Origin of the sequence: Shouchella phoenicis (assembly GCF_047238345.1) — a bacterium.
Lineage (GTDB): Bacteria > Bacillota > Bacilli > Bacillales > Bacillaceae_D > Shouchella.
In genome coordinates this window covers 3,398,133-3,423,905 of the sequence record NZ_JBDFMQ010000001.1, presented here as the reverse complement: position 1 = coordinate 3,423,905, position 25,773 = coordinate 3,398,133, and the positions used below count along the sequence as shown (strand labels likewise).

Sequence of the window (25,773 nt, the reverse complement as noted above, 5' to 3'; positions counted from 1 at the left end):
GGAAATGAGTGTACTACAAGATTTGAATGAAGAAGATGTACTTGTTCGAAATATCATTAGGCGTAACGTCACAGACCTTTCTTTTAACGGAGGTTTGTTGCACATAGCTGGTTATGCTTATGTAGAGGGTTTTTCTTTAGAATCGGAAGATGTAATCTATAAAGCATTGATTTTTAAAACAAATGATAAAGAATCCAAAGTTAAATTCGAGATTCCATTACTCGATGAAGTAGCAGATGTGGATCCTTTTTACTTGTGGGCTGGCTTTAGAGGCAAGGTTAATTTATCGACGATCACAAAAGGTGGCGCACCTTTACCGAATGGCTCGTACAATGCATATATTCAGTTAATCTACGATGATCCATACATGGGAAAAATGACTGAAGAAGTGCCATTAGGAAATGTCCGTTCGTTTCTGAAGAACGATTTCCATTCAGCTAAATTGGAGATGTTTTCAGCCAAGCGTATACTTGAATACAATTTAATGGCTAAGCCTAATCAACGATTAAAGACGTTACAAATTGATTCAACAAAATTGAAAGATCTGAAACCATCAGATTTGGAACATAATCAAGTCAAACAAACAAAAAAATCAAAGCAACGTTCGCAACGACTCTTTCAATTCTTCTATAAGCTCTTTCATTTAGCAAAAGTAAAAAGTGATCGTATTACATTTGCGTCAGATAGTCGGACGGAAATGAATGGGAATTTTGGCTTTGTTTATGATGAGATGTGCAAGCAGAATTTAAAGTACGATTATAAGTTTATGCTGAAAAATAGCATTAGTGATAGGAAATCATTAAAAGAACAAATTCAGCTTGCTTATTGGTTTGCGACATCAAGCAAAATTATTTTAGATGATTTTTATCCAATTATTTATCCGTTAAAGATACGTCAAGGATCAGACTTAATTCAAGTGTGGCATGCAGTTGGTGCATTTAAAACATTTGGTTATAGTCGTGTCGGAAAGCCGGGTGGACCTTCTATTAAATCGCTTAATCATCGTAATTATACACAAGCGGTCGTGAGTTCTAACAATATAGTTCCCCAATATGCAGAAGGTTTCGGTATTCAAGAGTCAGCAGTAGCGCCAGTAGGTGTTCCGAGAACGGATGTCTTTTTTGATGAGGCATATAAAGAAAATAAAAGACACGAATTATATAACAAATACCCGTACTTGCGTGACAAGAAAGTTATTCTCTTTGCGCCAACTTTTAGAGGGAATGGACAAGCGTCTGCACATTATCCTTACGATATGCTCGAGTTAGATAAACTTTATGAACAGTTGAAAGACGACTATGTGTTCTTATTAAAAGTTCACCCTTTCGTAAAAAATAAACTTTCCATTCCTTATCAATACACAGATTTCTTTTATGATTTCTCAGATTATCGAGAAGTAAATGATCTCTTATTTATTACTGATATCTTGATTACAGATTATTCATCAGTCTGCTTTGAGTTCGCATTATTAAAGAAACCTATGATCTTTTTCTCATTTGACGTAGAAGAATATATACAGAAACGTGATTTCTATTTTGAATATCAATCTTTTATTCCAGGAGTATTAACAAAAACGACGGATGAAATGATCAATCGAATTGTAACGGAAGAATTTGAATCAGACCGGATCGAACCGTTTATTCATTATTTCTTTGATGAGCTTGATGGCAAGGCTAGTGAACGATTTGTAAATCAATTAATAAAAGAAGAGATGAGCGAAAAATAGGTATAAAGTATTTATACCTATTTTTATTTTTTCTATAGGAATATGTAGAATGTTGTAGTAATATGTCACTAGATTGAGAGAAAAAGAGAGAATGTATAAAGGAGTGCGAGATGAAAAAGGTTTCCATAATTCTACTTATCTTAAGCTTATTAGTGAACGTGACTATACCTAGCTTGGGTTATGCACAAGAGTCAGAGGAAAACTCTGCTCTGGAAAATTTATTAGAAAAGATGCAACATGCAAATGATGAACAAAGAGAGATTTTGAACAATTGTATCAAGGAAGAGAAAGATCATGATTTGTCTGAATGGTTAGAAGATGATGTACTTGAGGGGCAACTGGATGAAGCCACGTTAGAGGCTCTCATTTCCTGTGTGGAGAACCATCCAGAAATGTTTTTAGAACCAGACGAGCAAGGTACAAACGAGTCGCAAGAGAAACAACGAGAAGAAGAAGTAGAACCAGACGAGCAAGGTACAAACGAGTCGCAAGAGAAACAACGAGAAGAAGAAGTAGAACCAGACGAGCAAGGTACAAACGAGTCGCAAGAGAAACAACGAGAAGAAGAAGTAGAACCAGACGAGCAAGGTACAAACGAGTCGCAAGAGAAACAACGAGAAGAAGAAGTGGAACCAGACGAGCAAGGTGCAAACGAGTCGCAAGAGAAGCAACGAGAAGAAGAAGTAGAACCAGACGAGCAAGGTGCAGACGAGTCGCAAGAGAAGCAACGAGAAGAAGAAGTGGAACCAGACGAGCAAGGTGCAAACGAGTCGCAAAAGAAGCAACGAGAAGAAGAAGTAGAACCAGACGAGCAAGGTGCAGACGAGTCGCAAGAGAAGCAACGAGAAGAAGAAGTAGAACCAGACGAGCAAGGTGCAGACGAGTCGCAAGAGAAGCAACGAGAAGAAGAAGTAGAACCAGACGAGCAAGAAGCGACGTTCGAACCGAGTTTAGAATCATATCGTCAGTTTTCAACATTCGCACGTGTGCACAATAACCATGTCTCATCTACCAGTAAATTAGGGCATCTCTATAGAGGAGCAAGTGTGTATGAGCATATTGGCGATTCAACGTCATTGGATCTAAACCCTCTATTGGATTACGTTTATTACATAAAGCAAGAAGCAAGTGTAAATGGGGAACTATACTATCTATTAAGCTCACAGCCTAGTGCAACGAATGGAACGATCGGTTGGGCGCATGCCGACGATGTGAATGAGCGAACTCATCATACCGTAAGTCGTGTTTCAAATACTTATTACATAAACGGCAATGGAAGAGGGCTTTCTAAGGCTTGGGGTGGCCATAATGACGTGGTACTATCAAACTTAGATGATTATAAAAACCAGCCATTCACAATTAATTTAAAAGAGCACGTTGGTAATACAATCTGGTATCGTGGCACGATTGATGGACAAACAGTATTTTTGCAAGAGAATCAAGTAAGTGATAAAGCGGATATTCAAGAGCGGTCTGTAAGTAAATTAGGACACTTATATCGAGGAGCCAGTGTGTACGAAAATGTAGGTGATACAAGTTCAATCAATTTACAGCCATTACTTGACTATGTTTATTTTATTAAACGAGAGGCAACGTATAATGGCGATACCTATTACTTATTGAGTACACAACCTTCCGCGATTAACGGTGTTGTTGGTTGGGCAAAGGCTAGTGATGTGAACGATCGCACACACTCAACTGTGAGTCGTTCATCAAAAAAGATGTACATAAAAGGAACTGGACGGGCAGTTGCTAATGCGTGGGGTGGCCACCATGATGTTGTATACGAGAATCTAACGAAGTATCAAGGTGAAGAGTTACAAGTTAACCTTGAAGAGAAGGTCGGAAATGAAACATGGTATCGTGGGGTCTTAGATGGAAAAACTGTCTTTGTCCGTGCAAATCAAGTGGAAGAAGCTCCTACAATTTCAGAACGTTCAACAAGTCGATTAGGTCATTTACATAAAGGGGCAAGCGTATTTAAACAGCTAGATAATGCCTCTTCAATTAATGTAAATCAATTATATGATACGGTTTATTATATTAAACGAGAAGCAACATATAGAGGTGATGTCTACTATTTGCTAAGCACGCAACCGAGTGCGACGAACGGAACAGTGGGGTGGGCAAAAGCAAGTGATGTGAATGTCCGAAACCATCGTACCGTTAGCCGAGAAAGCAAAGAGCTATTTGTCAAAGGGAATGGACGTGCTTATACGAAAGCATGGGGTGGCCATAAAGATGTTGTTTATAGCAATCTAGATGAATATATGGAAAGTTCTTTTCTCGTTAACCTCACTGAAACTGTTGGGGATAGCACGTGGTATCGAGGAATGTTAAATGGGCAACAAGTATGGCTTCATGAAAACCAAACTGTTGAAGAGATAGGACCTGTTAAAAATTACTCCCCCTATAACATCACTTTAGATGAGGCTGTCAATCGTCAATACGGTGCGTTTGCTCTAACGGATACGTATACGCAATATGTATCATCCCAACATGTACGATATTCAGAAGCAAACCGTGCTTACTATGTCGATGTAGACGTATTAAATGTACGAAGTGGTCCAAGTACAGCACATGCTGTTGTAGGACAAGTGACAAGAGGCGAGCGTTTATCAATTAGAAGAACAGTAAATGGCTGGCATCATTTAATGTGGGTAAGGGCAACAAAGGAAGATATTGCTTACCACATGAACCCAACTAATTTTATAAATGACTATCGTCAACAGTTCCAGTTCTTGGATTTATCAAAACCAAGCGGTGCAACAGCATCTGTATTAAATCAATATCTTGAAGGCAAAGGGAATTTAAGTGGACAAGGTCAAGCTTTTATTGATGCGGGATTAAGACATGGCGTAAACGACATTTATCTTTTATCTCATGCAATTCTTGAAACAGGGCATGGTGGTTCAACTCTAGCAAAAGGAATTGAAGTAAACGGAAAGACAGTTTACAACATGTTTGGTATTGGTGCCAGAGATAATTGTCCAATACAATGTGGTTCACAGTATGCATATGATCAAGGATGGGATACTCCATACAAGGCGATTGTTGGTGGGGCTAGTTTTATCGGAAACAGCTACATCAAGAGAGGTCAAAACACCCTATACAAAATGCGTTGGAATCCAGCTGCATTAGTGAGTAATGGAAGACCAACTCATCAATATGCAACAGATATTGGTTGGTCGCGTAAGCAAGTGCATACAATGTATAATCTTTATCAAGAAATTGGCGCTTATTCACTAACCCTAGATATACCTGAATACAAAGGTTAACGTTGAGCCCCCCTCCGCTAAAATAAAAGCGGAAGGGGTTTTCTTTTATCATTCTTGTTTGTGATACGCTAATATAAATTGTAGAAAGGGAGGTTGTCATGCGAGTGAATTATTTTACATTAGCTGGTGTGATCGCGTTTAATCTTATCTTTGGGTTAGGAATTGCCATTATTCTTGTTGCACTCTTGTTCTCGCTCTGGATACTCATGATCTCGTTTTCATTATCACCCATCCTGCTTGCGGGAGTAAACTTAATAGGCATTTAGAGTTTTGATGTGATTCAAACGGTTCTTAGTATCGTGCTTTTACTAGTCGGAGTTGCGTTGTTCCCACTAGCGAAGAAAGCAACGAGCCTATTGTATACGTTCTTTTTAAGGTACATTGACTATAATAAAAAGGCCGTCATTATGAGGTAGAAAACCCATCGGTAAGCAATTTTTTGATCTGGCTATTTCGTTATGAAAAGTTAGGTAATAGATTCTTTAAAAGGTGCTAAATCTAAACTTGAATTATAGCGTGTTTAGTTCTGTCTCAATTTATCTTACAATAGTAGTAACTGAATGAACAAAGTGAGGCGTTAACAGTGGATGAAAGAGAAGCGGAACAGCTTTTAGAAGCGATGATGAAGCTGAGAGAAGACCAAGCTGAAATAGCAGGAAAGCATAGACAGAAGATGATGAAGCCTGTCAAACTGCCAATCGGCTTAAGAGAATCCTTGCAGCGGCTAACGAAGGATCAATTAGATGCCATCAGAAAAAGCTTGAATGTTCAAAGAGCGAGTCAGTTAAATAAGAATGAATTAATTGATGTACTAAGTGAAAGGATTCCAAAGTTTGTACCCATACTTCTTGAAAAGCTCGACCAGCCGAAACATGACTTGCTAAAAATGGCTACATCCAGTGACCATGGTATGTCTGATCGGGATTTGGAACTTGATTTAAGACCTTTAATGAAAAGAGGCATGCTATTCCCAGGTTCCTTTAATGGGACAACGATTTGGTACATGCCTGAAGAAATAAAAGCCGCTTTTAATGAAGAAGAAGAATCTATTGCTATACAACAAAAAATCCAGCGCAATACAGAATGGGTTCAGCTTACGAAAGGCTTGCTGTATCACTACGGAGTGCTGTCTACTAGTAAGCTCTTTGAGTTATTAGAAGGGCTGGAAGTTTTTGATTTCCTTTCAGAAGGTTTCGATCTCCTGGAAATACTCGACTTGGATGCGAAAATGACTGGAGATTTCAATTCAGATCATCAATACTTTTCGGATGAAATTGTCGGGGATGTGGACGAATTATTAGGGAAAGTGAAAGAAAGAGAAGATCTAGACTATCGATTGTTTTCGAAAGAGCAGCTTATCCAAGCTTCGGCAGATATGTATTATGAGGTATCACCTCCTATGCAGGAGTTATTTTCCATTATTGAGAGAGACTACGAGATTGATCATGCTGAGCAATTAGATGATATCGGCTTTGATCTAATACATTTCTCTCATGAAAACCTTGGTGTAGACGGACTCATGCTTTTCTTGAGGGACCGTCTAGAGTTTCCTTCAAGGAAACATGAAAAAGAGTATGAAAAACTGGTTAAAGAAATTTTTAACAATACACCAAATTGGGAATTAAAAGGTCATACGCCGAATGAATTGAATCCAAGCAAGCCAAGAACAAACGTCATTTCTTTATCGACAGGTCGAAAAGTTGGACGAAATGATCCATGTCCATGTGGGAGTGGAAAGAAGTTCAAAAAATGCTGTGGGTAAAGAGCAACGGGAGGCCTGAGTACAAACAGGTCTTTTTTTACACTTTGTTTTTACGGACGGTCCAATAATCAGAAGCGTCAACTTCTCTTAAAAGCATACCATTCAATTTAGTAGCAAAAGCTTCCGCTTCATCATAGGTGTCAAAGTATTTAGGTTGTTTTCCACTTGTTAACAGCAATGAGTGACCGTTCACATTTCGGGAAAGAACAAACATTGGGCCCTCCTTTTAATCTGGTGCGATTCATCTCAATCGCCTTATGATATAGGGAAAGTTATTTCAATTTAAGCTCTTTTATTTCGCCGATACCAATTCGTGTTTCTTGAATAGCTTCCTTTGTTAATGCCCTCACAGAAAAAAATACAATTAAGGCAACAACGCTTGAAGCAATAATATTCGTTCCATTGATCCCAGTAATTAGGATGAATAGTAGCCACGTACTAATGGATAAAAGGAGCGCAATAACTGTATTTCGTTTCAATTCCCTCACCTCTTGTATATCTATTCATAACAAGGTTTAACATTACCTTTCTAAAGAAAAAAACGGTAACCTTATCAAGAATTAACTTATACCCTACAGTCGATAAATCAAACATTTGATAACAAAAAGAGGGCAGCACGAAGGTTTTCGCGTGCTGTCCATCGGTTTAGTTAAATTTTGTATGATCGCCTCGTTCTTTATCATCCCGATCACGGTTATCCTTCGTTTCTTCTTGCGCATCGGTATAGCTCCGTTGCTTGTTCTCCTCGTCATTTGATTGCTTCTTTTCTTGAGACGATTCTGGATTTGTATGATCGCCTCGTTCTTCATCATCTCGGTCACGATTTTCTTTTGTCTCTTCTTGAGCTTCTGTGTTCGAACGGTCACCCTCCTCTTCGTTCGTATTTTCTTCTTTTTCTTGTGCCTCTCGCTCTAAGCGCGCTTTTTTATAATCGGACCGCTCTCCATGCCAGATAAGGTCAAAAATCGCACGCCCATTTGTTGGCTGGCCGTCTGGCAAATAAACCGGGATCAAGTCAAAAAGCATGTAGTAGAAACAGTAAAAAATAAAGGTAGTCCAAAAAATATTTGGGGAAAGTACCTCGTTTAACACGAGACTATTCACGGAAAAAGCAAAGAGTCCAGTCGTTATAATCGGAGCCGCATAAATTAACCCATGCCAAAAACGATTACGTGGTTTTAACTCATCGTATTCCATCCAACTAAACATAAAGAAGTAGCGTCGTACTTCAATTGTAGGAATGGTAAATAACGTCGGCCCACTTCCAATAATTAGATGCTTATTTTTTCCTCTAAGCAAGGTGGCGATTAAATAATAACCAGATTCACGTATTACAGTTACGATTGGCAAAATCACGAGTGCTGCCATGATTAGACGTATCCAGTCTGTTGGATTAAACAAAATGTACTCCTTTTTAGCCCTATTTTTATATAGTCTGGCAAGTATCGTAAAAAAGTATAAGTGCGCGGCTTGGGAAGGACAAGTTTTTCATATGTAGAACGGATAAGGATATAAAAAAACAGATGAGGAGACCTTGCTATTAACTTACCCTTTGTGTATCATAACCATAACTACTTTGTATAACCAAGTAGCTATATTTTTTATACGCTATATGGTTTAACCATGTAGTGAGAAGGTGGCAAAATGTCGAAAACGCAAATGCTAAAAGGGATTTTGGATGCATGTGTCATGACGGTTATCAAAGAGGAAGAAGTGTATGGATATGAACTTGCTGTAAGACTCCAAAAGGTTGGACTTCCAGAAATAAGCGATGGCACAATCTATCCCGTTTTACTTAGACTCCAGAAGAAAGGGTTAATCAGCAGCACATTAAAAGACTCGCCTTCTGGACCTAAACGGAAATACTATTCTTTAACTAAAGAAGGTGAAGAGGAGCTTAAAGCTATTGTTGAACAGTGGAATGCGATTGTCATCCCTGTAAATGAACTTCTTGGAAGGTAGGTTGTTTTATGACGCACACAGAGACTTTAATAGAAGCAAATAACAAAAAGAGAGAAGCGTTAACAGAAGAAAATAAGCGTATCTACGAAGATTTTTTAATGTACTTACGAACAGATATCCGAATTGCGGAACAAGAGGCAGAAGAAGTGCTCATGGATATACTGGATCACTTGTTAGATGCAGAAAAAGAGGGAAAATCAGCTCACCATCTTTTCGGAGATGATCCAAAGGCATACGCAGAAGAACTCATTGCATACTTACCGACAGAAAAGAAGAGACATTGGTTTGGATTATTGGGTGGTGCGTTAGCCTATACACTTGCGTTTCTATTTGTACTACAAGGCATTTTGTATGGGGTATTGCCACTCTTTACGGAAATCGATCAAACCATTGCTGTAGGAAATTCGCTGATAATAGGGCTATATGTGATTGTATCCATTCCTCTTGCTATCGTTGTTCTCTTCGCTCTAATTCGCCAATCCTTATTTAATCAAAATCAAAAAAATAGCGAGAGATGGGTGACAATAAAAGCAGGGTTGTATGGAATGCTTTGGTTTCTTCCTCTTCTCCTATTTTATACGTTTGTACCTGATTTTGGGGCGGTTATACAGATCGATTGGTGGATCTATCTCAGTGTAGGGGGTGTGTTGTATTTAGGGACAAAGGTATTTAAAAAGAAGAAGTAACTGAAGTGAGTTCGGATAATTCTGTTATAATGAAATGTAAGAGTTGAATAAGTTTCAGGGGTGGGAGTTCACTTTCAATGTCTGTTTAGCTATGCTAATTGTTACGCTATCTACGCTTGTGTATCTAGTAGCAAAGGATGCAAACAAGACAAAAAAGTAACCACCCCTGAACCGATTGACCGTCGAATAGGTGGTGGTTACTCCTAATTAAGAGTGAACCTTGCCCCGATGGGACTTGTTCAATTCACCCGTTGACTGTTCGCGCAGTCACGGGTTCTTTTCATGGTATGCTCGAAATTGCAAGTATTATACTCAAAAGATATCAAAAAATTAGGTTTTTATCAAGTGATCACATCGGATCGGTTAATGTTTAAATAAAATCTTTCTCCAAACTATAAACATCTATTAAATTTGTTCGATATATAAGGTAGCAACATTGCAAGACTATCTCCAAACGGATGTGGAGATCAAAAAACATAAGGATGTGTTGAACAATGATTATCAACAATAATATGAGCGCAATGAACGCTCACCGTCAACTTGGCGTAAACCAAGGAATGGCAGCAAAAGCACAAGAAAAACTTTCTTCTGGACTTCGTATTAACAAAGCAGGGGATGACGCAGCAGGTCTAGCAATCTCTGAAAAAATGCGCGCGCAAGTTCGTGGTTTGGACCAAGCAAGCCGTAACGCACAAGATGGCATTTCTATGATCCAAACGGCTGAGGGTGCGTTGACAGAAACACAGAGCATTCTTCAACGTATGCGTGAATTAGCTACCCAAGCAGCGAACGATACGAATACTGAGTCCGATCGTGGCGAAATCCAAAAAGAAGTAGATGAATTAGCGAAAGAAATTACTCGTATTTCTGCAGACACTGAATTTAACACGCAAAAACTCATAAATGGTGATAAATCAGAGGGTGTAACGTTCCAAATTGGTGCGAATAGTAATCAAAACATCTCTATTAGTTTCAGTGATATGAGTGCTGATGCTCTAGGAGTTGGAAAGCAAGAATTAACTGCGGCAACTGTTGATGGAGATAATGTTCTTCAAGATAAAAATGGCAACACAGTTGCTACTTTTAGAGAAGCTGTTGAAGCTAATGAGCAAGAAGGAATTGAAGCTCAAGCAGCTGGTTACTATAGTGAAAGTGGTGCGTTAGTTGCAGCAGCAACAGAAGCAGCTGACGATAATGCAACGGTTAATGGAGCAGAGAAATTAGATGTTTCTAGTCGTGAAAGTGCCGACGCTGCTATCACAACAATTCAAAATGCACTTGATGCTGTCTCTTCTGAACGTTCAAAACTAGGAGCAACACAAAACCGTTTAGAGCACACAATCTCTAATTTAGATAATTCTTCAGAAAACATTCAAGCTGCTGAGTCTCGTATCCGTGACGTTGACATGGCAAAAGAAATCATGGAGTTCACGAAGCAGAACATTCTTTCTCAAGCTTCTCAATCCATGCTTGCACAAGCAAATCAACAGCCACAACAAGTCCTTCAGTTACTTGGATAATCGTAAGGTTAACGCTCCTTCTTTTGAAGGGGCTTTTTTTGTTTTTTATCTGAACATGTTGTTGTACGTTTTAAATAAATTGCTCGGTAAAGAAATAAAATTAAGAATAGAAAAAACCAACAGCATAAGCAATTGGCTAATAACTCTATTAAGATTTATTTAATAGAGACCTCTTAAACTAATTAATAACTTCTCTAATAAACGTTTTCTAAGGTTAAAAAGGTGCTTTTCTCCGTATCCCATTTCTATAGAAATCTCTTTCATTGTTTTATTTTCAAAATAACGATAGTGCACAAAGTTACTTTCAAGTCCATCAAGGTGTTGGGCAGCAATATCAATTGAATCGATTATTAAGCTATAATTTTTAAAGTCGGAATAAGCTATTTTTGAATGTTTATTATCACTTTCGTGTATAAAGGGATTATCCGTTTCACGTTTAATGGTAGAAAAGTTGTGTAACTGATTTTTTAAATTTTCTTTTCCTGCTTGATATGTTTTGTACTTTCTAAGAATGGATTCAATCACTTTAATATCTTCTTTTCTTGTTAATGTCTCTACAGTCAAAAGGAGGTCTCCTTTCCGTTAAGATTCAGTTTTTAATAGTTTAATTGCTTTTTGTCTTGAACTCACAAAGTAACCTTTTCTATTCTTCAATTTAATAGCTACTCCGCCATAAATAGGGATATATTGACCGCAATACCTTCCTTCTTTATAAACGTTCATTCCACCATCTTTTCTTTCTTCATATTCGTACAAGAACCTGACCCCATTTCATTTTTTCTGAATGCCTGGTACAATTTGACTCTCAGAATCAATAATTGTCCATACTGCTGACAAGCAGGAATTCGTATGTAATTCCAATTAATACTTGTCGAATCTTGAGAATGAACAAAACCTTTTTGTTGCACATAAGAGAGAAATTCAAACTTGTTGACGTCAAAACTCTTTAACAAATGTCTGTACATAACAATTTTTCTTCCTTAACGTATAGTGACCATTGTTTTAGGACCTTGCTAATAAGTAATGAGAAACATTGGGGCTAATAATCAAAGAATGATAAAATTTTTTGAAGGAAACAGGGCATTCCATTTAGGTTTCTTAAAAGTAGATGGGTAGAAGTGCATATAAAATCATTTTTTTCTGAAAATAATATTTATTCATCTCTGGGTAGTGGTATAATAGATGTAAATTATAGGTGGATTTAGGCTAAATTCACAAGGGTAGGGGGATTATAATGGAAGATTTTATCGAAAAAATTAAACATTTATCAAAGCGCTTGAGCACATTGAAGGACAATATCACTACGGAAGAAGCGACGAAAACATCTATTATTATGCCGTTCTTTCAAACATTAGGATACGATGTGTTTAATCCTGAGGAATTTCTTCCAGAATTTATTGCTGATGTAGGGATTAAGAAAGGGGAAAAAGTAGATTTTGCGATTATGAGTGAGGGCAAGCCCTTAATTCTCATTGAAGCTAAATCAATTACGGAGGCTTTACAAAATCATAATTCGCAATTATTTCGATATTTTGGTACGACTTCAGCAAAGTTTGCTATCTTAACGAACGGTATTATCTATCGTTTCTATACAGATTTAGATGAACAGAATAAGATGGATTCCGTTCCATTCTTTGAATTTAATCTTGCTGAACTAAAAGAGTCAAGCTTGATTGAATTAGCTAAATTTCGCAAAGGTAGTTTTGATTTAAATAAGATTTTTGATACGGCTTCTGACTTGAAATATTCTAATAAAATAAAGAAGTTATTTGATGAATTGTGGGAACATCCTAGCGAGGATTTTACGAGCTTCATCGTTTCACAAGTCTATAGTGGACGCAAGACAAAAGCTGTGCTGGATAATTTTGAGGTCATTGTAAAAAAATCTTTTAAACAGTACATTAATGAACTTGTTAATGACAAAATTAACGCTGCATTGAAATCAACCTCCACTCCACATGAACAAGAAGAACCTAAAACATTAGAAGAGTTACCTGTAATGGAAGAGCCTGAAATTGTGACGACAGAGGAAGAGATTGAAGGCTATGCCATTGCCAAGATGCTATTAAAAGACACAATTGAAGACGAACGTATTTTCTATCGAGACAATAAAAGCTATTTTAACATTCTAATTGATAATACAATTCGACGTTGGATATGCAGATTATATTTAAATGGTACCAATAAAATGGTGCAATTTAATGATGAGGAGCGTACAACGGCTACACTTGAGAAAATTGCGGACCTCGAAAATTATAAAGAAAAACTTATTGAAGTAGTAGAGGGCCTTACAGTTAAGAATGGTTGATTTTACATGATTCAGGACTTAACGTTTAAAAAAGAACAACCAGCAAGTGTCAGGTTGTTCTTTTTTATGGATTTATAAATTAATAGTCAACTAATTCATAAGAGATAAAGAAGTCAACCAATACAATGTCAGGGATTATATGGTGGGTATCGAAGTTTAGCATTTGTATTGTTTTTCCAAGCGGTCATTATGATCGGGATTATGGTCTCCTTAGTCGGATTGGAACCAGTTGATACACCGCGAACCTTCCTAGTCGCGATTGTCACGTCATTTGCGTTTATGTCGATGGTCCATTTCTTTTCCGTTTTGCTTGGAAATGTTGGCCGATTCGTTATGCTTATCTTGATGACGATTCAACTTGGTGGAGCCGCAGGAACATTCCCAATTGAATTATTGAACAGCTTTTTTCAGGCGGTTCATCCATATTTGCCGATGACCCATTCTGTAAATGCCTTCCGGGAGGGAGGCAATTCCCATAGGTGGAACGGCTTGGTTTGAAATGACGATTTTACTCGTTCTTTTTGTTGCTTTCCATGTGTTCACGATTATCTATTACACGTTTTCTGCAAAGAAGCGTCAAGAGGAAGCGTCGGAAGAAGAGTTGCAAGCACAATCATAAAGTGAAACCTTGGCGTATTAAAACGCCAAGGTTTTTTTATCAAGCATAAGGAGGTAAAAGAAAAAACCCTCTTAAGGGCTACGAATGATTCTCTTTTACGGACCAATGATCAGAAACATCAATCTCTTTTAATAGCATGTCGTTTCATTTTGTCGCGAACGTAGTGGCTTCATCGTATGTAGTGAAGTTGGGTTGTTTGCCACTCATTAAAAGTGGCGCGTTACCGTTTACATTTTAATCGTGAACAAACATGTTATCCCTCTATGCTTCTAGATTCACAAACGAACGTCTGAATAGATAGAGGGAATGTGGAAAGGATTCATTAAATTGGATCCTTCATGACAACATATTTGCTTATGACATCTTGAACAGACTTTTCTGTGTGTAGCGTCATATATAACAATTCATTGGTTTGCAGAGAATTCAGGATCATCTCTGGAGAAATCCCTGTCACTACAAGGTTCGCGCCTTGTAATCGAATGACATTTTGTAAGGTGGATAAATCAACCAAAATGGCGTCATCTACATGTGTCAGCCCAGATAAATCAACGATAATTCGTTTCAGCTTCTGTTTTACGATCTCATCTGTTGTTACCGTTAACACCTTAGAAAAACGATCGCGATTCATTTTTCCTATTAGAGGCAAAACGGCAATCCCTTGAATAACAGGTACAATTGGACAAGCTAAGCTCTCGATCTCCTGTTGAGACTCCCGAAGTGATGCCTCAATCTTTTTTTCATGGGTCACGTCTTTTTGTACGCCAATGAAAAAGTGTTGATCTTCTTTTTCAATATATAAGTGATCAACGGTAAGGCTGTTCCAAAAGCCTGTGCCGTCTTTTTTATAATTATAGAGTATGACTGAGCTCGATTCTCTTTTTTCAATCGCTTGCTTCAGTTTCTTTACTTCTTGCATATTAGTCTCTTCACCTTGGAGAAAGCGACAATTTTGTCCCACTATCTCTTCGGCTGAATAACCAGTCATATCAAAAAAGCCTTGATTGGCATAAATAATTGGATTATCTTTTTGCTGCGGATCAGTAATTAAAACACCCGCACGCGTATAATCTAATGCTTCGAATAAGAGTTCTTTGTTTGCTATAGATCGTATGATAAGCACCCCCAATATTTCGTATATTATCGTACCATACATACGTTCTAAAATGAAATTTTTTAACAAAAAAAGGGCACACATCCTGATGTGTGCTCTTTCTACACCTAGAGCGAGAAATCATTAGCTATCAACCGTAACGCGAGGAGATTCTCCGTCACTGTTAAAGTGATATGTAGGATGGGGGAACCGCCCCACCCTGTACTAATCATTAACTTGCATCTCTGTTTCTTCAAGAACGTGTTCTAGATGCGTGATCTCTTCCTCGATTACTGCTGAAAAGCGACTATGTTCTTTCGTCGCTTTACCCTTTAGCATCTTGAGGAAGTCCAGTTCTCGTTGAAACAGCACTCGCTCTAAGCGATTAAGCATAGATATCCTCCTCACTAAGTTGTTAGGTTGATACCTATATCACTTGTCTTCCCGAAATTTATAAAACAAATCTTTATGAAAAAATGAAAGAAGATGGAGACTGATGGCGATGTCGACAATACTATTTTTTGCTCATGCCTTGACGAAACGCACTGTACAATAAGCCAGGTTCGATTAGGAGATTGATGAAAATATGGGCTACAATAGCGGGTAAGATATTACGGTCCGATAGAAGATAGACACATCCTAAACCTATACCTAATACAAAGGTACTCACAAAAACAGCGAACAGATAACGCCAGTCTTTTGCGAATACTACCCAAACGACATGAACAAAAGAAAAGATCAGTGCGGAAATAAGAACTTGAAGAATGGATCCCAGTCCAATCCCCTCTAATGCATCCATAATAACTTTACGAAAAAAAGCTTCTTCCACTACTCCTGAAAGGACTGCTAAAGGGATAGCGAGCAACTTGAGCATAGATATTTCAAAAACCATATGACGCGTTTCTGGTATCATATACAACGTATAAGCTGCATAGAGACTGGCCACGGTGAGCGCCAACAACCATCCTAGCAAAGGGACAGGCTGGCCAACCCCAATGAATTCAATAAAAGCAGATGGACTTGGATACATAAAAATAACGGTAGAAATGAAAAAGATACCATTAAACAAAAGTAGATAATGAAAAGTCCGTTTACGAATATAGGATTCAAATTTCAAGACAAACTCAACTCCTTATGCAAATGAATAGTTTCCCAATTCCCTATAACCATTTATTGTAACGTGACTCTAGTCACTATTATTAAAATAAGAAGATGATGCTTAAAGAACCAGTCCATTTGTCCTCTCATCCATGTGAAAGCATGGAAAAGTAATCAATCTTTGTTTTAAGAATTGTGTTCCTTTTAGATTGCGAGTAGTATGATGGCTCAATAGCTTAGAAAAAGACACAACTTTTGTGAGGAGAACACACGTATTGTTTAGTCCGACGGATTGGATTCGCTTATTTATGTCTGCCCTTTTAATTTTGCCGATTGTGACAGTAATTCGAGAATCTGGGTATTACTTAGCTGTGACGCTATTAAAAGGAGAAAATAAAAACTTAATTATCGGCAGTGGTCCAACGTTGTTTAAAATTCCGACGATTGAGGTTAGACGGTATTTTTTTATGTTTAGCTGGATGGAATACGATGGGGTGAAGCCAAGCAATCGGACTTGGCACGGGATCATCTATGCCGCTCCTATTTTGACAACTGCAATTTTTGCGTTTGTAGCGAACGCCTTAGTACTAGAAGGGGTTTTGCCAGCTAATATCTTTTGGAGCACGTTTATCTTTTATTGTTTTTATTACATGCTTTTTGATGTGATTCCGGTCTATTTACCGGATGGACAGCCTACGAATGGACGTGCGATCTTTGACTTAATGTGGCATGGCGAACGCTCTGATTATAAGAAACAGAGACTGGAACGAGAAGCCAAGGAAGAAGAACAGCACGAAGAAGAGGAGAGAAGCAGGACAGAAGCACAAGAGGAGACGATGGAAAACCGTGATCGAGATGATCAAGAGCGAGGCGACCATACGACTCCTGAAACGGAAGAATCAGACGATACAAAACGTAGTTATACAGAAGCGCAAGAAGAAACAAAAGAGAATCGTGATCGAGATGAGAAAGAACGAGGCGATCACACCGATCCAGAATCATAGAGTTTAGGCGAAACCATCCTTTAAAAAGAATCTTTATGAATGCCAGCATTCATAAAGATTCTTTTACTTGTCGTCACCATAATAATACGTTTGAACTTTTTCATAATCAGAAACATATGCTGGATGCCCTTGACGATGGAGCATCTCAAAATCATTCCCTAACGCAACCAAAAATTGTGCATTGTCTGCAAAACCATTTCGTAAATAGAAGTTCTTCCTTCTTAATCGTTGCGCATAATTGTCCGCTTTTTCATCTATTTCTTCTACTAAGAGAATGATTTTATGCTCGCTAAATCGTTCAAGCATATACGTGAGCATCTGTTTTCCATACCCTTTTGATTGATGGTGTGGGTCAATAGCAAAGTAAAAGATATAGAGAATTTCCTGATACTCGGCATAATACATCATCCCGACTAATGCTTCGTCTTTAAAAAACCAAGGATATTCCCTTTTCCTGCTTGTTGTTTAGCCAGCAATAGCTCAAAATCTAGCCGCTCCTCTGGTGGAAATGATTCTAAATAGATTGCTTTAAGATGTGCGAGCTCATGACTGTCGGTTGTAATCTTCTGAATATCCATGACTTCCTCCTGTTGATAGCTGGTTTCACTGTTTGTTCATACATGGTAACAGTGGAGGAGATCGGCGCATGCGTCAAAAGTGTGTTTGTCATTAGTCACTTTCTATATTGGTATAAGACATACCAGTTTGCAAACACGTTTACGGAAATCTTTTTCTTTAGATGGCCTTGCAGGTAAACATAACTAATGTCAAAGGTTAAAAAGAATGGTGGCTTCTTCCTATACACGAATTTAATCTACTTGGTGAATCAAACCAATCTTTCACGTGTCTTAAGTCGTGGTAGATTGGTTTTTGTTTTCTCCGTACTTTCGATTCGTTTGGCCTATTGTGTCTTCAAACTGAAACTATCTTAAAATAATTTGTTATGGGATTGAAACGCTATGCGTCGGCTTTTATTGTTACGATAATTTCTGTTGTATTAGAAGTATGTAAGATAATCTGTCGTGTTTGTTAGGTTAATTGGAGGTTGGAATGGTTTATTTCATGATTTTGGTTCCTTTGGCTTTATTGTTGGGACTGGGTTTTAGGGAGAAAAGAAGACACCGTAAACACATTGATTCGATTCCGATTCGGGTTAATGTGAATGGGATTCGCGGGAAGTCTACAGTGACGCGCTTAATTACTGGTGTGATAAAGGAATCGGGTAAGAGAACGATTGGAAAGACAACAGGAACGTCTGCGAGAATGATTTATTGGGATACACCAGAAGAGAAGCCGATTGTGAGAAGGTTAGAGGGTCCGAATATTCGCGAGCAACGTGTGGTTGTGGAAGAAGCTGCACAGCGAGGCGCCGAGGTTTTAGTCAGCGAATGTATGGCGGTGAATCCGGATTATCAAATTACTTATCAAGACGAAATGGTTCAAGCGAATGTGGGGGTCATTGTCAATGTGCTTGAGGATCATATGGATGTAATGGGACCGACATTGGATCAAGTGGCAGAGGCGTTTACGTCCACCATTCCATATGGCGGTCATTTGATCATTACAGAGGGTCCTTATGAACACTATTATAAGGAAATTGCGCGGGAACGGAACACGAAGGTGATCGTTGCGGATAATACGCGTATCTCCGAATCGTTTCTAAAAAAATTCGAGTATATGGTATTCCCGGATAATGCTTCGCTTGCTTTAGCGGTTGCAGAAGCCGTTGGTATTAATGAAGCGACAGCGTTTAAAGGAATGTTAAATGCGCCTCCCGATCCTGGGGCAATGCGAATTATTCCAATGGATGATCAGGCGAATCAGACTTCTTTCTTTGTAAATGGTTTTGCAGCAAATGATGCGACGTCAACCCTTAACATTTGGGAACGTGTGAAGCTTTTAGGCTACCCGACGGAAGAGCCGGTCATTATTATGAATTGTCGTGAAGATCGAGTTGATCGTACGGAGCAGTTTGCGAATGATGTGCTTCCATATATGAAAGCAAATAAATTACTTGTCATTGGTGAGAGTGTTCAGCCTGTTGTAAATGCGTTTAATGAAGGCAAATTACCAGCTAATGAACTTGTGAATTTCGAAGGCTACGCCGTTGAGGATGTGTATCGCTATCTTGTTGACATGATGGATGCGACGACGATTTACGGAGTGGGCAACATCCATGGCGCAGCTGAGCCTTTAATTGAAAAGTTACAAGAAATAAAATTACAGAACGTGGCGTAGGAGGATTTATCTTTTGTTTGGTACCGATTTATACATAGCACTTGTAATTGGCGTGGTGTTGAGCCTAATCTTTGCAGAAAAAACAGGCATCATGCCAGCGGGGTTAATCGTTCCAGGGTATTTAGCCCTCGTATTTGATCAACCGATCTTTTTATTAACGATCTTCCTGATTAGTTTATTAACGTATTTAATTGTCACATACGGTGTGGCCAAAGTGACAATTTTATATGGAAGAAGAAAATTCGCAGCGATGTTGACGACCGGAATCGTTCTGAAGTTGATATTTGACTTCTTCTATCCAGTCATGCCGTTTGAGATTATGGAGTTTCGCGGATTAGGCGTCATTGTCCCTGGGTTGATTGCGAATACGATACAAAAACAGGGTGTTGCGCCAACGATTTTGAGTACGCTATTACTTAGTGGAGCAACATTTGTGATTATTTCTTTATTCTATTTAATATAGGGGATTCTTTAATATGAGTGAAAATACAACGAAGAAATTAAGCTTCTCCGAGAAGATCTTGTTAAGTACAAAGAAACATAAAAGAAAAGCAAAGAAACACTCTCTTATTCTATTAATCGTGACATCGCTTGTCCTTGTCGGATTTAATTTTATAGGAAATGACGATGTACCAGAAGTGGCTGTGCCGTCTGAGTCTCGATTCACAGCTTCTATGGTTGGAGATGTGATGGTCGGTCGACATGTTGAAGAGGTTGTTGACCGGTATGATTTTGATTACTTGTTTAAATATGCGTCTCCGTATTTTGCGGAGTCCGATTATGTCACGGGTAATTTCGAATCGTCGATTATTGATGAAGAGCAGTCTTATGTGACGGAGCGGAATGAGTTAGGGCTTTATACGAATCGCGAGGCGGTTGCTGGATTAGAAGACAATGGGTTCTCGGTTATCAATGTGGCGAACGATCGGACGTATGATTTTGGTCTAGAAGGTGCACGGGATACAGTGGAAGCTTTCCATGATTCGAATGTGGAACCGGTTGGTGTACAAATTGATGAAGAGGCCGATCGTGGTGTCGTCTACGGGGAGTATGGCGGTCTTACGATTGCGACACTAGGATTTAATGACGCAAATCAGGCAGGTGAAACAGCAGGATTGCTGGACGCCGATCCGAACGAATCGCTTGAACGCATCCATGAAGCCAATCGTCAATCCGATCTTGTGGTGGTGCATGTACATGGTGGGCAGGAGTATGATAGTTCGCCAACGACAAGGCAAGAAGAGTTGATGAAAGCATACGCCGATGCTGGAGCAGATATAGTCATTGGTCATCATCCCCATGTGTTGCAATCGGTTGATGTGTATAACGATACGTTCATGCTTTACTCGTTAGGAAATTTTGTCTCCGATCAAGGCTGGACACGGACGCGGGATACGGCAATTGCGCAATACCATTTACTTGATGATGGAACGGCACAACTTGAACTGATTCCGTTCAGAATCAACGAGGCGCAACCGAGACCGATTGAAGGGACGTCATCCTTGTATTATCGTGAGAAGATCTTTAGGCAGTTAACAAAAGACACGGAGAATCGAGACCATTTCAAAAAAGAGGATGACCGCTTATTTTTTGAGGTAGACCATCGCCACGTTTTGCCAACGGAATAGTAGAGGGACCATCGAGTTGGTTGAGAAGAGTATGACTTTGACCATTGCTTGACAGGTAGTAGAATGCTTAGTACCATTCGCTTTGACATCACAGCATTTTAAGAGACTGTTCATACTCTCAATTTGCTACTCTTTATGGGAGGAGTAGATTCATTGAATAAAAAATCAACCACTCTACTAGCGACGGGATTGTTTGTGATCTTAGCGATTATTTTTTATTTAAATCAAGAAACTGGGGAACGTGTAATGAATCAACATTCTGCACAACCATCAGCGCCGCAAACGGCAAGCGATAGCGGGGAATCATTCGGAATTAGTTCGTCGAATGAATACGCCAATCAAGTTGGAATGGATATTTTAGAAAACGGGGGCAATGCGGTAGATGCTGCAGTTGCCGTTGGGTTTGTGCTCGGCGTTGTTGAGCCATATGGATCTGGACTTGGTGGGGGCGGCTCCATGCTCATCCTCCCTCCTGATGCGGATGAACCGGTGTCATACGACTATCGAGAAGTCGCTCCTCAAAGTGAGGAACGCCAATCGATTGGTGTGCCAGGATTTGTGAAAGGTATGGACAAGGTTCATGCGGATTACGGGTCTATCGAGATGGGACAATTATTACAGCCGGCCATTGATTTCGCAGAAGAAGGCTTTGACGTGAGTGCACAGCTTAGCAGCCGCATCCGTTCAGCGCAAGCACGAATTAATCGTGAGGTGGCGTCTCATTACTACCCTGATGGAGCTGCGATTCAACCAGGTGAACCACTTATACAAGAAGAGCTGTCGACAACGTTAAAAACGTTACAAGCAAACGGACTCAATGATTTTTACGATGGAGACGTTGCCGCAAAAATTGGAAACGACGATCAAAGCGCCATTGAGCGAGAGGACCTTGAGGCGTATGAAGTTGAAACAAAAACGCCTGTTCAAGGACAATTTTATGATTATGACATTTATTCTGCATCTCCACCATTAGCGGGGATTCCCTTTATTCAAATGTTGCAGATGGCCGAAAGTCTGCACATTGAGGACTATGAAAGAGGAAAAGCCGATTATATTGGCTTATGGAGCGAGATTTCAAAAGTGGCGTATGATGATCGCCTCAATACGATTAGCGATCCTAACTTCAATGATCATGATGTGGATGAATTAACAAGTAAGGCTTATTCAGAAGCGTTGGCGGAAGATATCTCAATAAGTGGCTCCGGCCTTTCTCTGGATTTCAATGATTCAGAAGCGGAACGGAATGATCATAGCAACACGACGCATTTCGTGATTATTGATCAAGACGGCATGATCGTCTCGGCTACAAATACATTAAGCAATTTCTTTGGATCGGGTTCGATGACAGGGGGATTCTTTTTAAATAATCAACTGAAAAACTTTAGCCAATCTTCTCAATCACCGAATGCGTATGAACCTGGCAAAAAGCCGAGGAGCTTTATTGCGCCAACAATTATGGTGAATGAAGAGACAGAAGAGATTCTTGGAATTGGTTCTCCGGGAGGGAGGCGTATTCCGCAGATCCTCATGCAGGTGGTGGCCAATCAGGTTTTGTATGAGGATGATCTTCAAGAAGCGATTGATGAACCTCGATTTATTCTTGAAGATAATACGGTTTTTCTAGAGAACGATATTGGTGAAGAAGAAATCCCCCTTCTCCGAAAGAAGGGCTACAAGGTTCAACTATACGAAGACGATATGTTTTATGGGAGTGTGCAATCACTTGCCAAAAAAGAACAAGAGATTTACGGCGGTTCAGACCCTCGTCGGAATGGAACATGGGGGTCGAATTAAAAGATTAGAGGGATGAATGTGAAGATAATAAAGGGCATTGCGCCATTTGGATTTATGGCCGTGCTACTCGTTGTGCTCGATCTCTTTAGCTATGATGAAGAACTCACAAGGGCGGAAGAAGTAGCGATTGAGGGATTTCATTACGAACTTGAAGCCGAGCAAGAAAAGATGGATACATTAAGAAACGCACTAGGGGATACTGCATTTAATCAACAAGCGGATCAGATCGTAGCACAATACGAAGCGAATGAAACGATCCATGTGACGGTGATCGGGTCGGATGTGCACGAGGGTGGTGAGGATATGACCGCTTGGTATCAGCAAGCAGAAAAAGCACTCAATGATTATTATGGTGAAGACGCATTCTCGTTCTCCTTTTTAGAACCATACAAAGGGTATACATCGGCAGACGTCGTCCAGTCCGATATGATAGAGGATCTAAAAACGGGTGAATCGGATATGATCGTACTTGAGCCGTTTCTCTTAAATGATACAAGGTTGATGGCTCCTGAAGATACCGTACAGTTTACAGACGAAATCATCCAAGAGATTCAAACAGAACGCTATGATGCCTTTCTTATGCTCCAGCCAGCAAATCCAATCGCTTCGCCAACCGCTTACCAAGAGCAAGTCGATGCAATCGCACACTTTGCCTCCGAAAACGATGTCGCTTATTTGGATCACTGGTCTGCTTGGCCATCAACAAACGATGAAGCCATTCATGAGTATATCGTTGAGAATGACATGGGCACTGTTCAACCGAACCAACAAGGGCATGATGTATGGAGCGATGCGTTCGTACAATTTCTCACAGCAGAATAGCTTCTAGAAAGAGACTGGATGTAATGTGAACATCCAGTTTTTTTTTGGTCTGGACTAAAACTCGTTTGAAATTTCGTTAACGTAAATGCCTACCCTAAGGCCGTGAGAATGACTGCAATCCCATTAAAGGTTCCATGTATAAGGATAGCTGGTAAGATCGAGCCTGTTTTTTCGTAGGTCCACGCAAAAATGAGTCCGGAAATCAAGTTAACGGGGAGTGTGTTATATGTAGGAATGTGAACGATTGTAAAGACAAAAGAGCTACAAAGAAGGCCCGCCCACATTCCCCACTTCACTCTAAACCATCTATAAAGAAATCCACGATAAAAAATTTCTTCGTAGATTGGCGAGATGATGGCTGCGGAGATGAACCCAATACTAAATGTTAGCCAATTCATATCTGCTGTTAACGATTCGGTTTTTTTGTTTTCGGTCGTCACTTGAAACAGGTCCATAAGGATGACGATCAATAAACTCGCCACGATTAGAACAATTGTCCAAACGATGATCCATTTCCAGTACGTTCGGGAAAAGCGCCGTAACCCAACTGCGTGCCAACTTAGTTGATGCGGTCGCAACGCAATGGCATATACGCCTAAAGTAAACACGATTGCCATGACAAGACCTGTCATCGTGCCTGCATAGAGGCTGTTTTGAAAATGTTGCTGTAGAAAATCGTGCAAGATCCATTCGATTCCAATAGGAACGACGACGAGCGTAAGCAAAAGCAATAGACTTAGCTCCTTATAGGACCATCTCATCGATGAAAAAAAGGTTGTCTTCATTCTTTCATTCCTCCTATACCTTAATTATGATACTTTTAAGATAATTGGTTACGTAACGGAACCTGCAAGGGTTATTTTTAGGAGGAGGGTAAAGATGGATTATTTTTCAACTGGAGATGTTTCAAAGAAATTAAAGCTTTCCTTACGTACGCTGCGTTATTATGACCAAATTGGGTTGGTCAAACCTACGCGGAAAGAGCTGAACGGCAAGCGGTACTATACCCCTGATGATTTATTATTGTTGCAAAAGGTTTTATTGTTAAAGGCTACGTCGATGTCGTTAGATGATATTCGCAACGTGATCCAGCGTGTCACCATTCAAAAAACGCTTGTTGTCCATAAAGAACAGCTTGAACAAACGATCCAGCAGCTGCAGCAATCCTTAGCCTATACACATACATTAATGAACATTTTAAAGTTAGAAGGAGAAATTCAGTGGGATCAATTGCTGCCCCTTTTATCAGAAGAGAATCAATCTTTGAAGCAGGATATGAAAAAGAAAGCATTCGAAACATTATTCAACGATGAGGAACAAGAAGTCTTAGCTGAACTCCCAAAAATGGGGGACGATCCCGATACGATGGCGAAATGGATCAATCTCATTAAACGAATTGATCTATGTATAGAGGAAAATAAATCACCTATTTCTCGAGAAGGTCTACTAATCGCTCACGATACATTGCTTTTATCAAACGAGACCTTTAAAGGAAATGCTGAATTAGCGGACAAGTTCTGGCTCGCGCGTAAGTCGAAAGAAACATCGGCTGAGCTGAATTTATATCCTGTTCGAGAAGAAGTGGTCGCCTTTATGGAAGAAGCCATCCTTCATTTTGAAAACCATTCATGAAAATGAGGAGAAAAATAAGGATTTAGCTTCCATGATTGTCACGAATGCGATAAACAGTAGGCAGAGTGTAAGCATGATAAGATGAAAAGCAAATAAAAAGTATTTTGTTTTGTCTCTCATAGCAAGGCTCGATCCGATCCCCATTAGTAGGAGGATAAAAGTGGCGACGACCATAAGAGGTAACGGGATACTCTGACTTGAGCTAGACATAAGATAAAGGAAGAGTAACGATAGGACTGCGCAAAAAGCGGAAACGAGAAATAGGGTTGTGTCGTGAATAAGACCACTCTTCCCCAAGTTACCTGTTAAAAAGCTACTTAAAACAGTAAAAAGTACACATAGATGGAGACAAACGATACATACATAATCGGGACGGACAAGACAATATTTTGCGTGAGGAGGCCAATCACTAGTCCTAAAAACCATGTACCAAGAATAATAAATGCTTGTGGAAACACAAATGTCCCGCCTGAATAATTCTCCGCAATGCCCCCTTGTGCGAGGAACAATGAGAGGAAGAGTGCGATAAGAAAGCTTGGAACGGCATTAATCAAAATAATCTTTCGTGCTCTCGTCTTCATTATTAGAATCCTCCGTTAAATCAGT

Annotated in this window: 28 protein-coding genes; 16 read left to right on the top strand and 12 right to left on the bottom strand. The window is 39.4% G+C overall.

Going from position 1 to position 25,773, the window contains the following annotated elements:
* Nucleotides 1-4: 4 nt before the first annotated feature.
* The 4 genes from ABC361_RS18315 to ABC361_RS18300 all read left to right on the top strand — a co-directional run bounded on the left by ABC361_RS18315 (nt 5) and on the right by ABC361_RS18300 (nt 6,766).
* On the top strand, nt 5-1,726 hold the full coding sequence (locus ABC361_RS18315) for a CDP-glycerol glycerophosphotransferase family protein (RefSeq protein WP_413075282.1): 1,722 nt from the start codon (nt 5-7) through the stop codon (nt 1,724-1,726).
* 110 nt (nt 1,727-1,836) lie between these two features.
* Nucleotides 1,837-5,004, top strand: a complete 3,168-nt coding sequence (locus ABC361_RS18310) for a glucosaminidase domain-containing protein (protein WP_413075281.1) — start codon at nt 1,837-1,839, stop codon at nt 5,002-5,004.
* A gap of 98 nt (nt 5,005-5,102) precedes the next feature.
* The gene (locus ABC361_RS18305; RefSeq protein WP_413075280.1) at nt 5,103-5,270 is read left to right on the top strand and encodes a hypothetical protein; all 168 of its coding nucleotides are present in this window, start codon (nt 5,103-5,105) and stop codon (nt 5,268-5,270) included.
* A gap of 317 nt (nt 5,271-5,587) precedes the next feature.
* Nucleotides 5,588-6,766 (top strand): SEC-C metal-binding domain-containing protein, encoded by a 1,179-nt coding sequence (locus tag ABC361_RS18300; protein ID WP_413075279.1) that lies wholly within the window; start codon nt 5,588-5,590, stop codon nt 6,764-6,766.
* 37 nt (nt 6,767-6,803) lie between these two features.
* Here the strand turns inward: ABC361_RS18300 and ABC361_RS18295 are convergent, their stop codons facing one another.
* From ABC361_RS18295 to ABC361_RS18285, 3 genes are all read right to left on the bottom strand, one after another.
* Nucleotides 6,804-6,980, bottom strand: a complete 177-nt coding sequence (locus ABC361_RS18295) for a hypothetical protein (RefSeq protein WP_413075278.1) — start codon at nt 6,978-6,980, stop codon at nt 6,804-6,806.
* A 58-nt stretch (nt 6,981-7,038) separates the two neighbouring features.
* Nucleotides 7,039-7,245, bottom strand: a complete 207-nt coding sequence (locus tag ABC361_RS18290) for a hypothetical protein (protein WP_413075277.1) — start codon at nt 7,243-7,245, stop codon at nt 7,039-7,041.
* Nucleotides 7,246-7,411: 166 nt separating this feature from the next.
* Entirely contained in the window at nt 7,412-8,167 is a 756-nt protein-coding gene (locus tag ABC361_RS18285; RefSeq protein ID WP_413075276.1) for a hypothetical protein, read from the bottom strand.
* Between the two features lie 243 nt (nt 8,168-8,410).
* On the opposite strand from ABC361_RS18285, the gene ABC361_RS18280 reads away from it, so the two are divergent.
* The 3 genes from ABC361_RS18280 (at nt 8,411) to ABC361_RS18270 (ending at nt 10,934) form a co-directional block, all read left to right on the top strand.
* On the top strand, nt 8,411-8,728 hold the full coding sequence (locus ABC361_RS18280) for a PadR family transcriptional regulator (protein ID WP_413075275.1): 318 nt from the start codon (nt 8,411-8,413) through the stop codon (nt 8,726-8,728).
* An 8-nt stretch (nt 8,729-8,736) separates the two neighbouring features.
* On the top strand, nt 8,737-9,414 hold the full coding sequence (locus tag ABC361_RS18275; RefSeq protein ID WP_413075274.1) for a DUF1129 family protein: 678 nt from the start codon (nt 8,737-8,739) through the stop codon (nt 9,412-9,414).
* Between the two features lie 494 nt (nt 9,415-9,908).
* The gene (locus tag ABC361_RS18270; RefSeq protein WP_413075273.1) at nt 9,909-10,934 is read left to right on the top strand and encodes a flagellin N-terminal helical domain-containing protein; all 1,026 of its coding nucleotides are present in this window, start codon (nt 9,909-9,911) and stop codon (nt 10,932-10,934) included.
* Between the two features lie 159 nt (nt 10,935-11,093).
* Here ABC361_RS18270 and ABC361_RS18265 read toward each other — a convergent pair whose 3' ends face one another.
* Nucleotides 11,094-11,498, bottom strand: coding sequence for a hypothetical protein (locus tag ABC361_RS18265; RefSeq protein ID WP_413075272.1), 405 nt, complete (start codon nt 11,496-11,498; stop codon nt 11,094-11,096).
* Nucleotides 11,499-11,516: 18 nt separating this feature from the next.
* The gene (locus ABC361_RS18260; RefSeq protein ID WP_413075271.1) at nt 11,517-11,690 is read right to left on the bottom strand and encodes a hypothetical protein; all 174 of its coding nucleotides are present in this window, start codon (nt 11,688-11,690) and stop codon (nt 11,517-11,519) included.
* A 478-nt stretch (nt 11,691-12,168) separates the two neighbouring features.
* On the opposite strand from ABC361_RS18260, the gene ABC361_RS18255 reads away from it, so the two are divergent.
* Together ABC361_RS18255 and ABC361_RS18250 are read left to right on the top strand one after the other, a co-directional pair.
* Nucleotides 12,169-13,242 carry a type I restriction endonuclease gene (locus ABC361_RS18255; RefSeq protein ID WP_413075270.1) on the top strand — a complete coding sequence of 358 codons (1,074 nt, stop codon included), beginning with the start codon at nt 12,169-12,171 and terminating at the stop codon, nt 13,240-13,242.
* Between the two features lie 120 nt (nt 13,243-13,362).
* Nucleotides 13,363-13,740 (top strand): YhgE/Pip family protein, encoded by a 378-nt coding sequence (locus ABC361_RS18250; RefSeq protein WP_413075800.1) that lies wholly within the window; start codon nt 13,363-13,365, stop codon nt 13,738-13,740.
* 443 nt (nt 13,741-14,183) lie between these two features.
* Here ABC361_RS18250 and ytvA read toward each other — a convergent pair whose 3' ends face one another.
* The 3 genes from ytvA to ABC361_RS18235 all read right to left on the bottom strand — a co-directional run bounded on the left by ytvA (nt 14,184) and on the right by ABC361_RS18235 (nt 16,068).
* The gene (gene ytvA, locus ABC361_RS18245) at nt 14,184-14,981 is read right to left on the bottom strand and encodes a YtvA family blue-light photoreceptor (protein WP_413075269.1); all 798 of its coding nucleotides are present in this window, start codon (nt 14,979-14,981) and stop codon (nt 14,184-14,186) included.
* Nucleotides 14,982-15,176: 195 nt separating this feature from the next.
* Nucleotides 15,177-15,344 carry a hypothetical protein gene (locus tag ABC361_RS18240; RefSeq protein WP_413075268.1) on the bottom strand — a complete coding sequence of 56 codons (168 nt, stop codon included), beginning with the start codon at nt 15,342-15,344 and terminating at the stop codon, nt 15,177-15,179.
* Nucleotides 15,345-15,465: 121 nt separating this feature from the next.
* On the bottom strand, nt 15,466-16,068 hold the full coding sequence (locus ABC361_RS18235; protein ID WP_413075267.1) for a CPBP family intramembrane glutamic endopeptidase: 603 nt from the start codon (nt 16,066-16,068) through the stop codon (nt 15,466-15,468).
* Between the two features lie 256 nt (nt 16,069-16,324).
* On the opposite strand from ABC361_RS18235, the gene ABC361_RS18230 reads away from it, so the two are divergent.
* A complete protein-coding gene (locus ABC361_RS18230) occupies nt 16,325-17,053 on the top strand; it encodes a hypothetical protein (protein WP_413075266.1) in 729 nt (242 codons plus the stop codon).
* Between the two features lie 63 nt (nt 17,054-17,116).
* On the opposite strand, the gene ABC361_RS18225 is transcribed toward ABC361_RS18230, so the two are convergent.
* Complete coding sequence (locus ABC361_RS18225) at nt 17,117-17,461, bottom strand: GNAT family N-acetyltransferase (RefSeq protein WP_413075265.1); 345 nt, start codon at nt 17,459-17,461, stop codon at nt 17,117-17,119.
* Between the two features lie 5 nt (nt 17,462-17,466).
* Nucleotides 17,467-17,631: a hypothetical protein gene (locus ABC361_RS18220; protein WP_413075264.1), complete on the bottom strand. Its 165-nt coding sequence runs from the start codon at nt 17,629-17,631 to the stop codon at nt 17,467-17,469.
* Between the two features lie 472 nt (nt 17,632-18,103).
* Here ABC361_RS18220 and pgsB point away from each other — a divergent pair, with 472 nt between their 5' ends.
* The 5 genes from pgsB to ABC361_RS18195 all read left to right on the top strand — a co-directional run bounded on the left by pgsB (nt 18,104) and on the right by ABC361_RS18195 (nt 23,535).
* Nucleotides 18,104-19,291, top strand: a complete 1,188-nt coding sequence (gene pgsB, locus ABC361_RS18215) for a poly-gamma-glutamate synthase PgsB (RefSeq protein ID WP_413075263.1) — start codon at nt 18,104-18,106, stop codon at nt 19,289-19,291.
* A gap of 13 nt (nt 19,292-19,304) precedes the next feature.
* The gene (pgsC, locus tag ABC361_RS18210; protein ID WP_413075262.1) at nt 19,305-19,754 is read left to right on the top strand and encodes a poly-gamma-glutamate biosynthesis protein PgsC; all 450 of its coding nucleotides are present in this window, start codon (nt 19,305-19,307) and stop codon (nt 19,752-19,754) included.
* A gap of 13 nt (nt 19,755-19,767) precedes the next feature.
* Nucleotides 19,768-20,919 carry a CapA family protein gene (locus tag ABC361_RS18205; RefSeq protein WP_413075261.1) on the top strand — a complete coding sequence of 384 codons (1,152 nt, stop codon included), beginning with the start codon at nt 19,768-19,770 and terminating at the stop codon, nt 20,917-20,919.
* A 153-nt stretch (nt 20,920-21,072) separates the two neighbouring features.
* Nucleotides 21,073-22,713: a gamma-glutamyltransferase gene (ggt, locus tag ABC361_RS18200; protein WP_413075260.1), complete on the top strand. Its 1,641-nt coding sequence runs from the start codon at nt 21,073-21,075 to the stop codon at nt 22,711-22,713.
* Nucleotides 22,714-22,731: 18 nt separating this feature from the next.
* Entirely contained in the window at nt 22,732-23,535 is an 804-nt protein-coding gene (locus ABC361_RS18195) for an SGNH/GDSL hydrolase family protein (RefSeq protein ID WP_413075259.1), read from the top strand.
* Between the two features lie 89 nt (nt 23,536-23,624).
* Here ABC361_RS18195 and ABC361_RS18190 read toward each other — a convergent pair whose 3' ends face one another.
* Nucleotides 23,625-24,320 carry a CPBP family intramembrane glutamic endopeptidase gene (locus ABC361_RS18190; protein WP_413075258.1) on the bottom strand — a complete coding sequence of 232 codons (696 nt, stop codon included), beginning with the start codon at nt 24,318-24,320 and terminating at the stop codon, nt 23,625-23,627.
* 94 nt (nt 24,321-24,414) lie between these two features.
* Here ABC361_RS18190 and ABC361_RS18185 point away from each other — a divergent pair, with 94 nt between their 5' ends.
* Nucleotides 24,415-25,167, top strand: coding sequence for a MerR family transcriptional regulator (locus tag ABC361_RS18185; protein WP_413075257.1), 753 nt, complete (start codon nt 24,415-24,417; stop codon nt 25,165-25,167).
* Between the two features lie 317 nt (nt 25,168-25,484).
* Here ABC361_RS18185 and ABC361_RS18180 read toward each other — a convergent pair whose 3' ends face one another.
* Nucleotides 25,485-25,748: a hypothetical protein gene (locus tag ABC361_RS18180; RefSeq protein WP_413075256.1), complete on the bottom strand. Its 264-nt coding sequence runs from the start codon at nt 25,746-25,748 to the stop codon at nt 25,485-25,487.
* Between the last annotated feature and the right edge of the window lie 25 nt (nt 25,749-25,773).

Excerpts from the sequence above, each read along its gene's own strand:
- ABC361_RS18295 (WP_413075278.1), bottom strand. The coding sequence starts at position 6,980 with ATGTTTGTTCTTTCCCGAAATGTGAACGGTCACTCATTGCTGTTAACA.
- ABC361_RS18305 (WP_413075280.1), top strand. The coding sequence starts at position 5,103 with ATGCGAGTGAATTATTTTACATTAGCTGGTGTGATCGCGTTTAATCTT.
- ABC361_RS18310 (WP_413075281.1), top strand. The coding sequence starts at position 1,837 with ATGAAAAAGGTTTCCATAATTCTACTTATCTTAAGCTTATTAGTGAAC.
- ABC361_RS18220 (WP_413075264.1), bottom strand. The coding sequence starts at position 17,631 with ATGGATATTCAGAAGATTACAACCGACAGTCATGAGCTCGCACATCTT.
- ABC361_RS18240 (WP_413075268.1), bottom strand. The coding sequence starts at position 15,344 with ATGCTTAATCGCTTAGAGCGAGTGCTGTTTCAACGAGAACTGGACTTC.
- pgsB (WP_413075263.1), top strand. The coding sequence starts at position 18,104 with ATGGTTTATTTCATGATTTTGGTTCCTTTGGCTTTATTGTTGGGACTG.
- ABC361_RS18190 (WP_413075258.1), bottom strand. The coding sequence starts at position 24,320 with ATGAAGACAACCTTTTTTTCATCGATGAGATGGTCCTATAAGGAGCTA.
- ABC361_RS18275 (WP_413075274.1), top strand. The coding sequence starts at position 8,737 with ATGACGCACACAGAGACTTTAATAGAAGCAAATAACAAAAAGAGAGAA.
- ABC361_RS18205 (WP_413075261.1), top strand. The coding sequence starts at position 19,768 with ATGAGTGAAAATACAACGAAGAAATTAAGCTTCTCCGAGAAGATCTTG.
- ABC361_RS18315 (WP_413075282.1), top strand. The coding sequence starts at position 5 with ATGAGTGTACTACAAGATTTGAATGAAGAAGATGTACTTGTTCGAAAT.
- ABC361_RS18225 (WP_413075265.1), bottom strand. The coding sequence starts at position 17,461 with ATGATGTATTATGCCGAGTATCAGGAAATTCTCTATATCTTTTACTTT.
- ABC361_RS18185 (WP_413075257.1), top strand. The coding sequence starts at position 24,415 with ATGGATTATTTTTCAACTGGAGATGTTTCAAAGAAATTAAAGCTTTCC.
- ABC361_RS18255 (WP_413075270.1), top strand. The coding sequence starts at position 12,169 with ATGGAAGATTTTATCGAAAAAATTAAACATTTATCAAAGCGCTTGAGC.
- ABC361_RS18280 (WP_413075275.1), top strand. The coding sequence starts at position 8,411 with ATGTCGAAAACGCAAATGCTAAAAGGGATTTTGGATGCATGTGTCATG.
- ABC361_RS18270 (WP_413075273.1), top strand. The coding sequence starts at position 9,909 with ATGATTATCAACAATAATATGAGCGCAATGAACGCTCACCGTCAACTT.
- ABC361_RS18180 (WP_413075256.1), bottom strand. The coding sequence starts at position 25,748 with ATGAAGACGAGAGCACGAAAGATTATTTTGATTAATGCCGTTCCAAGC.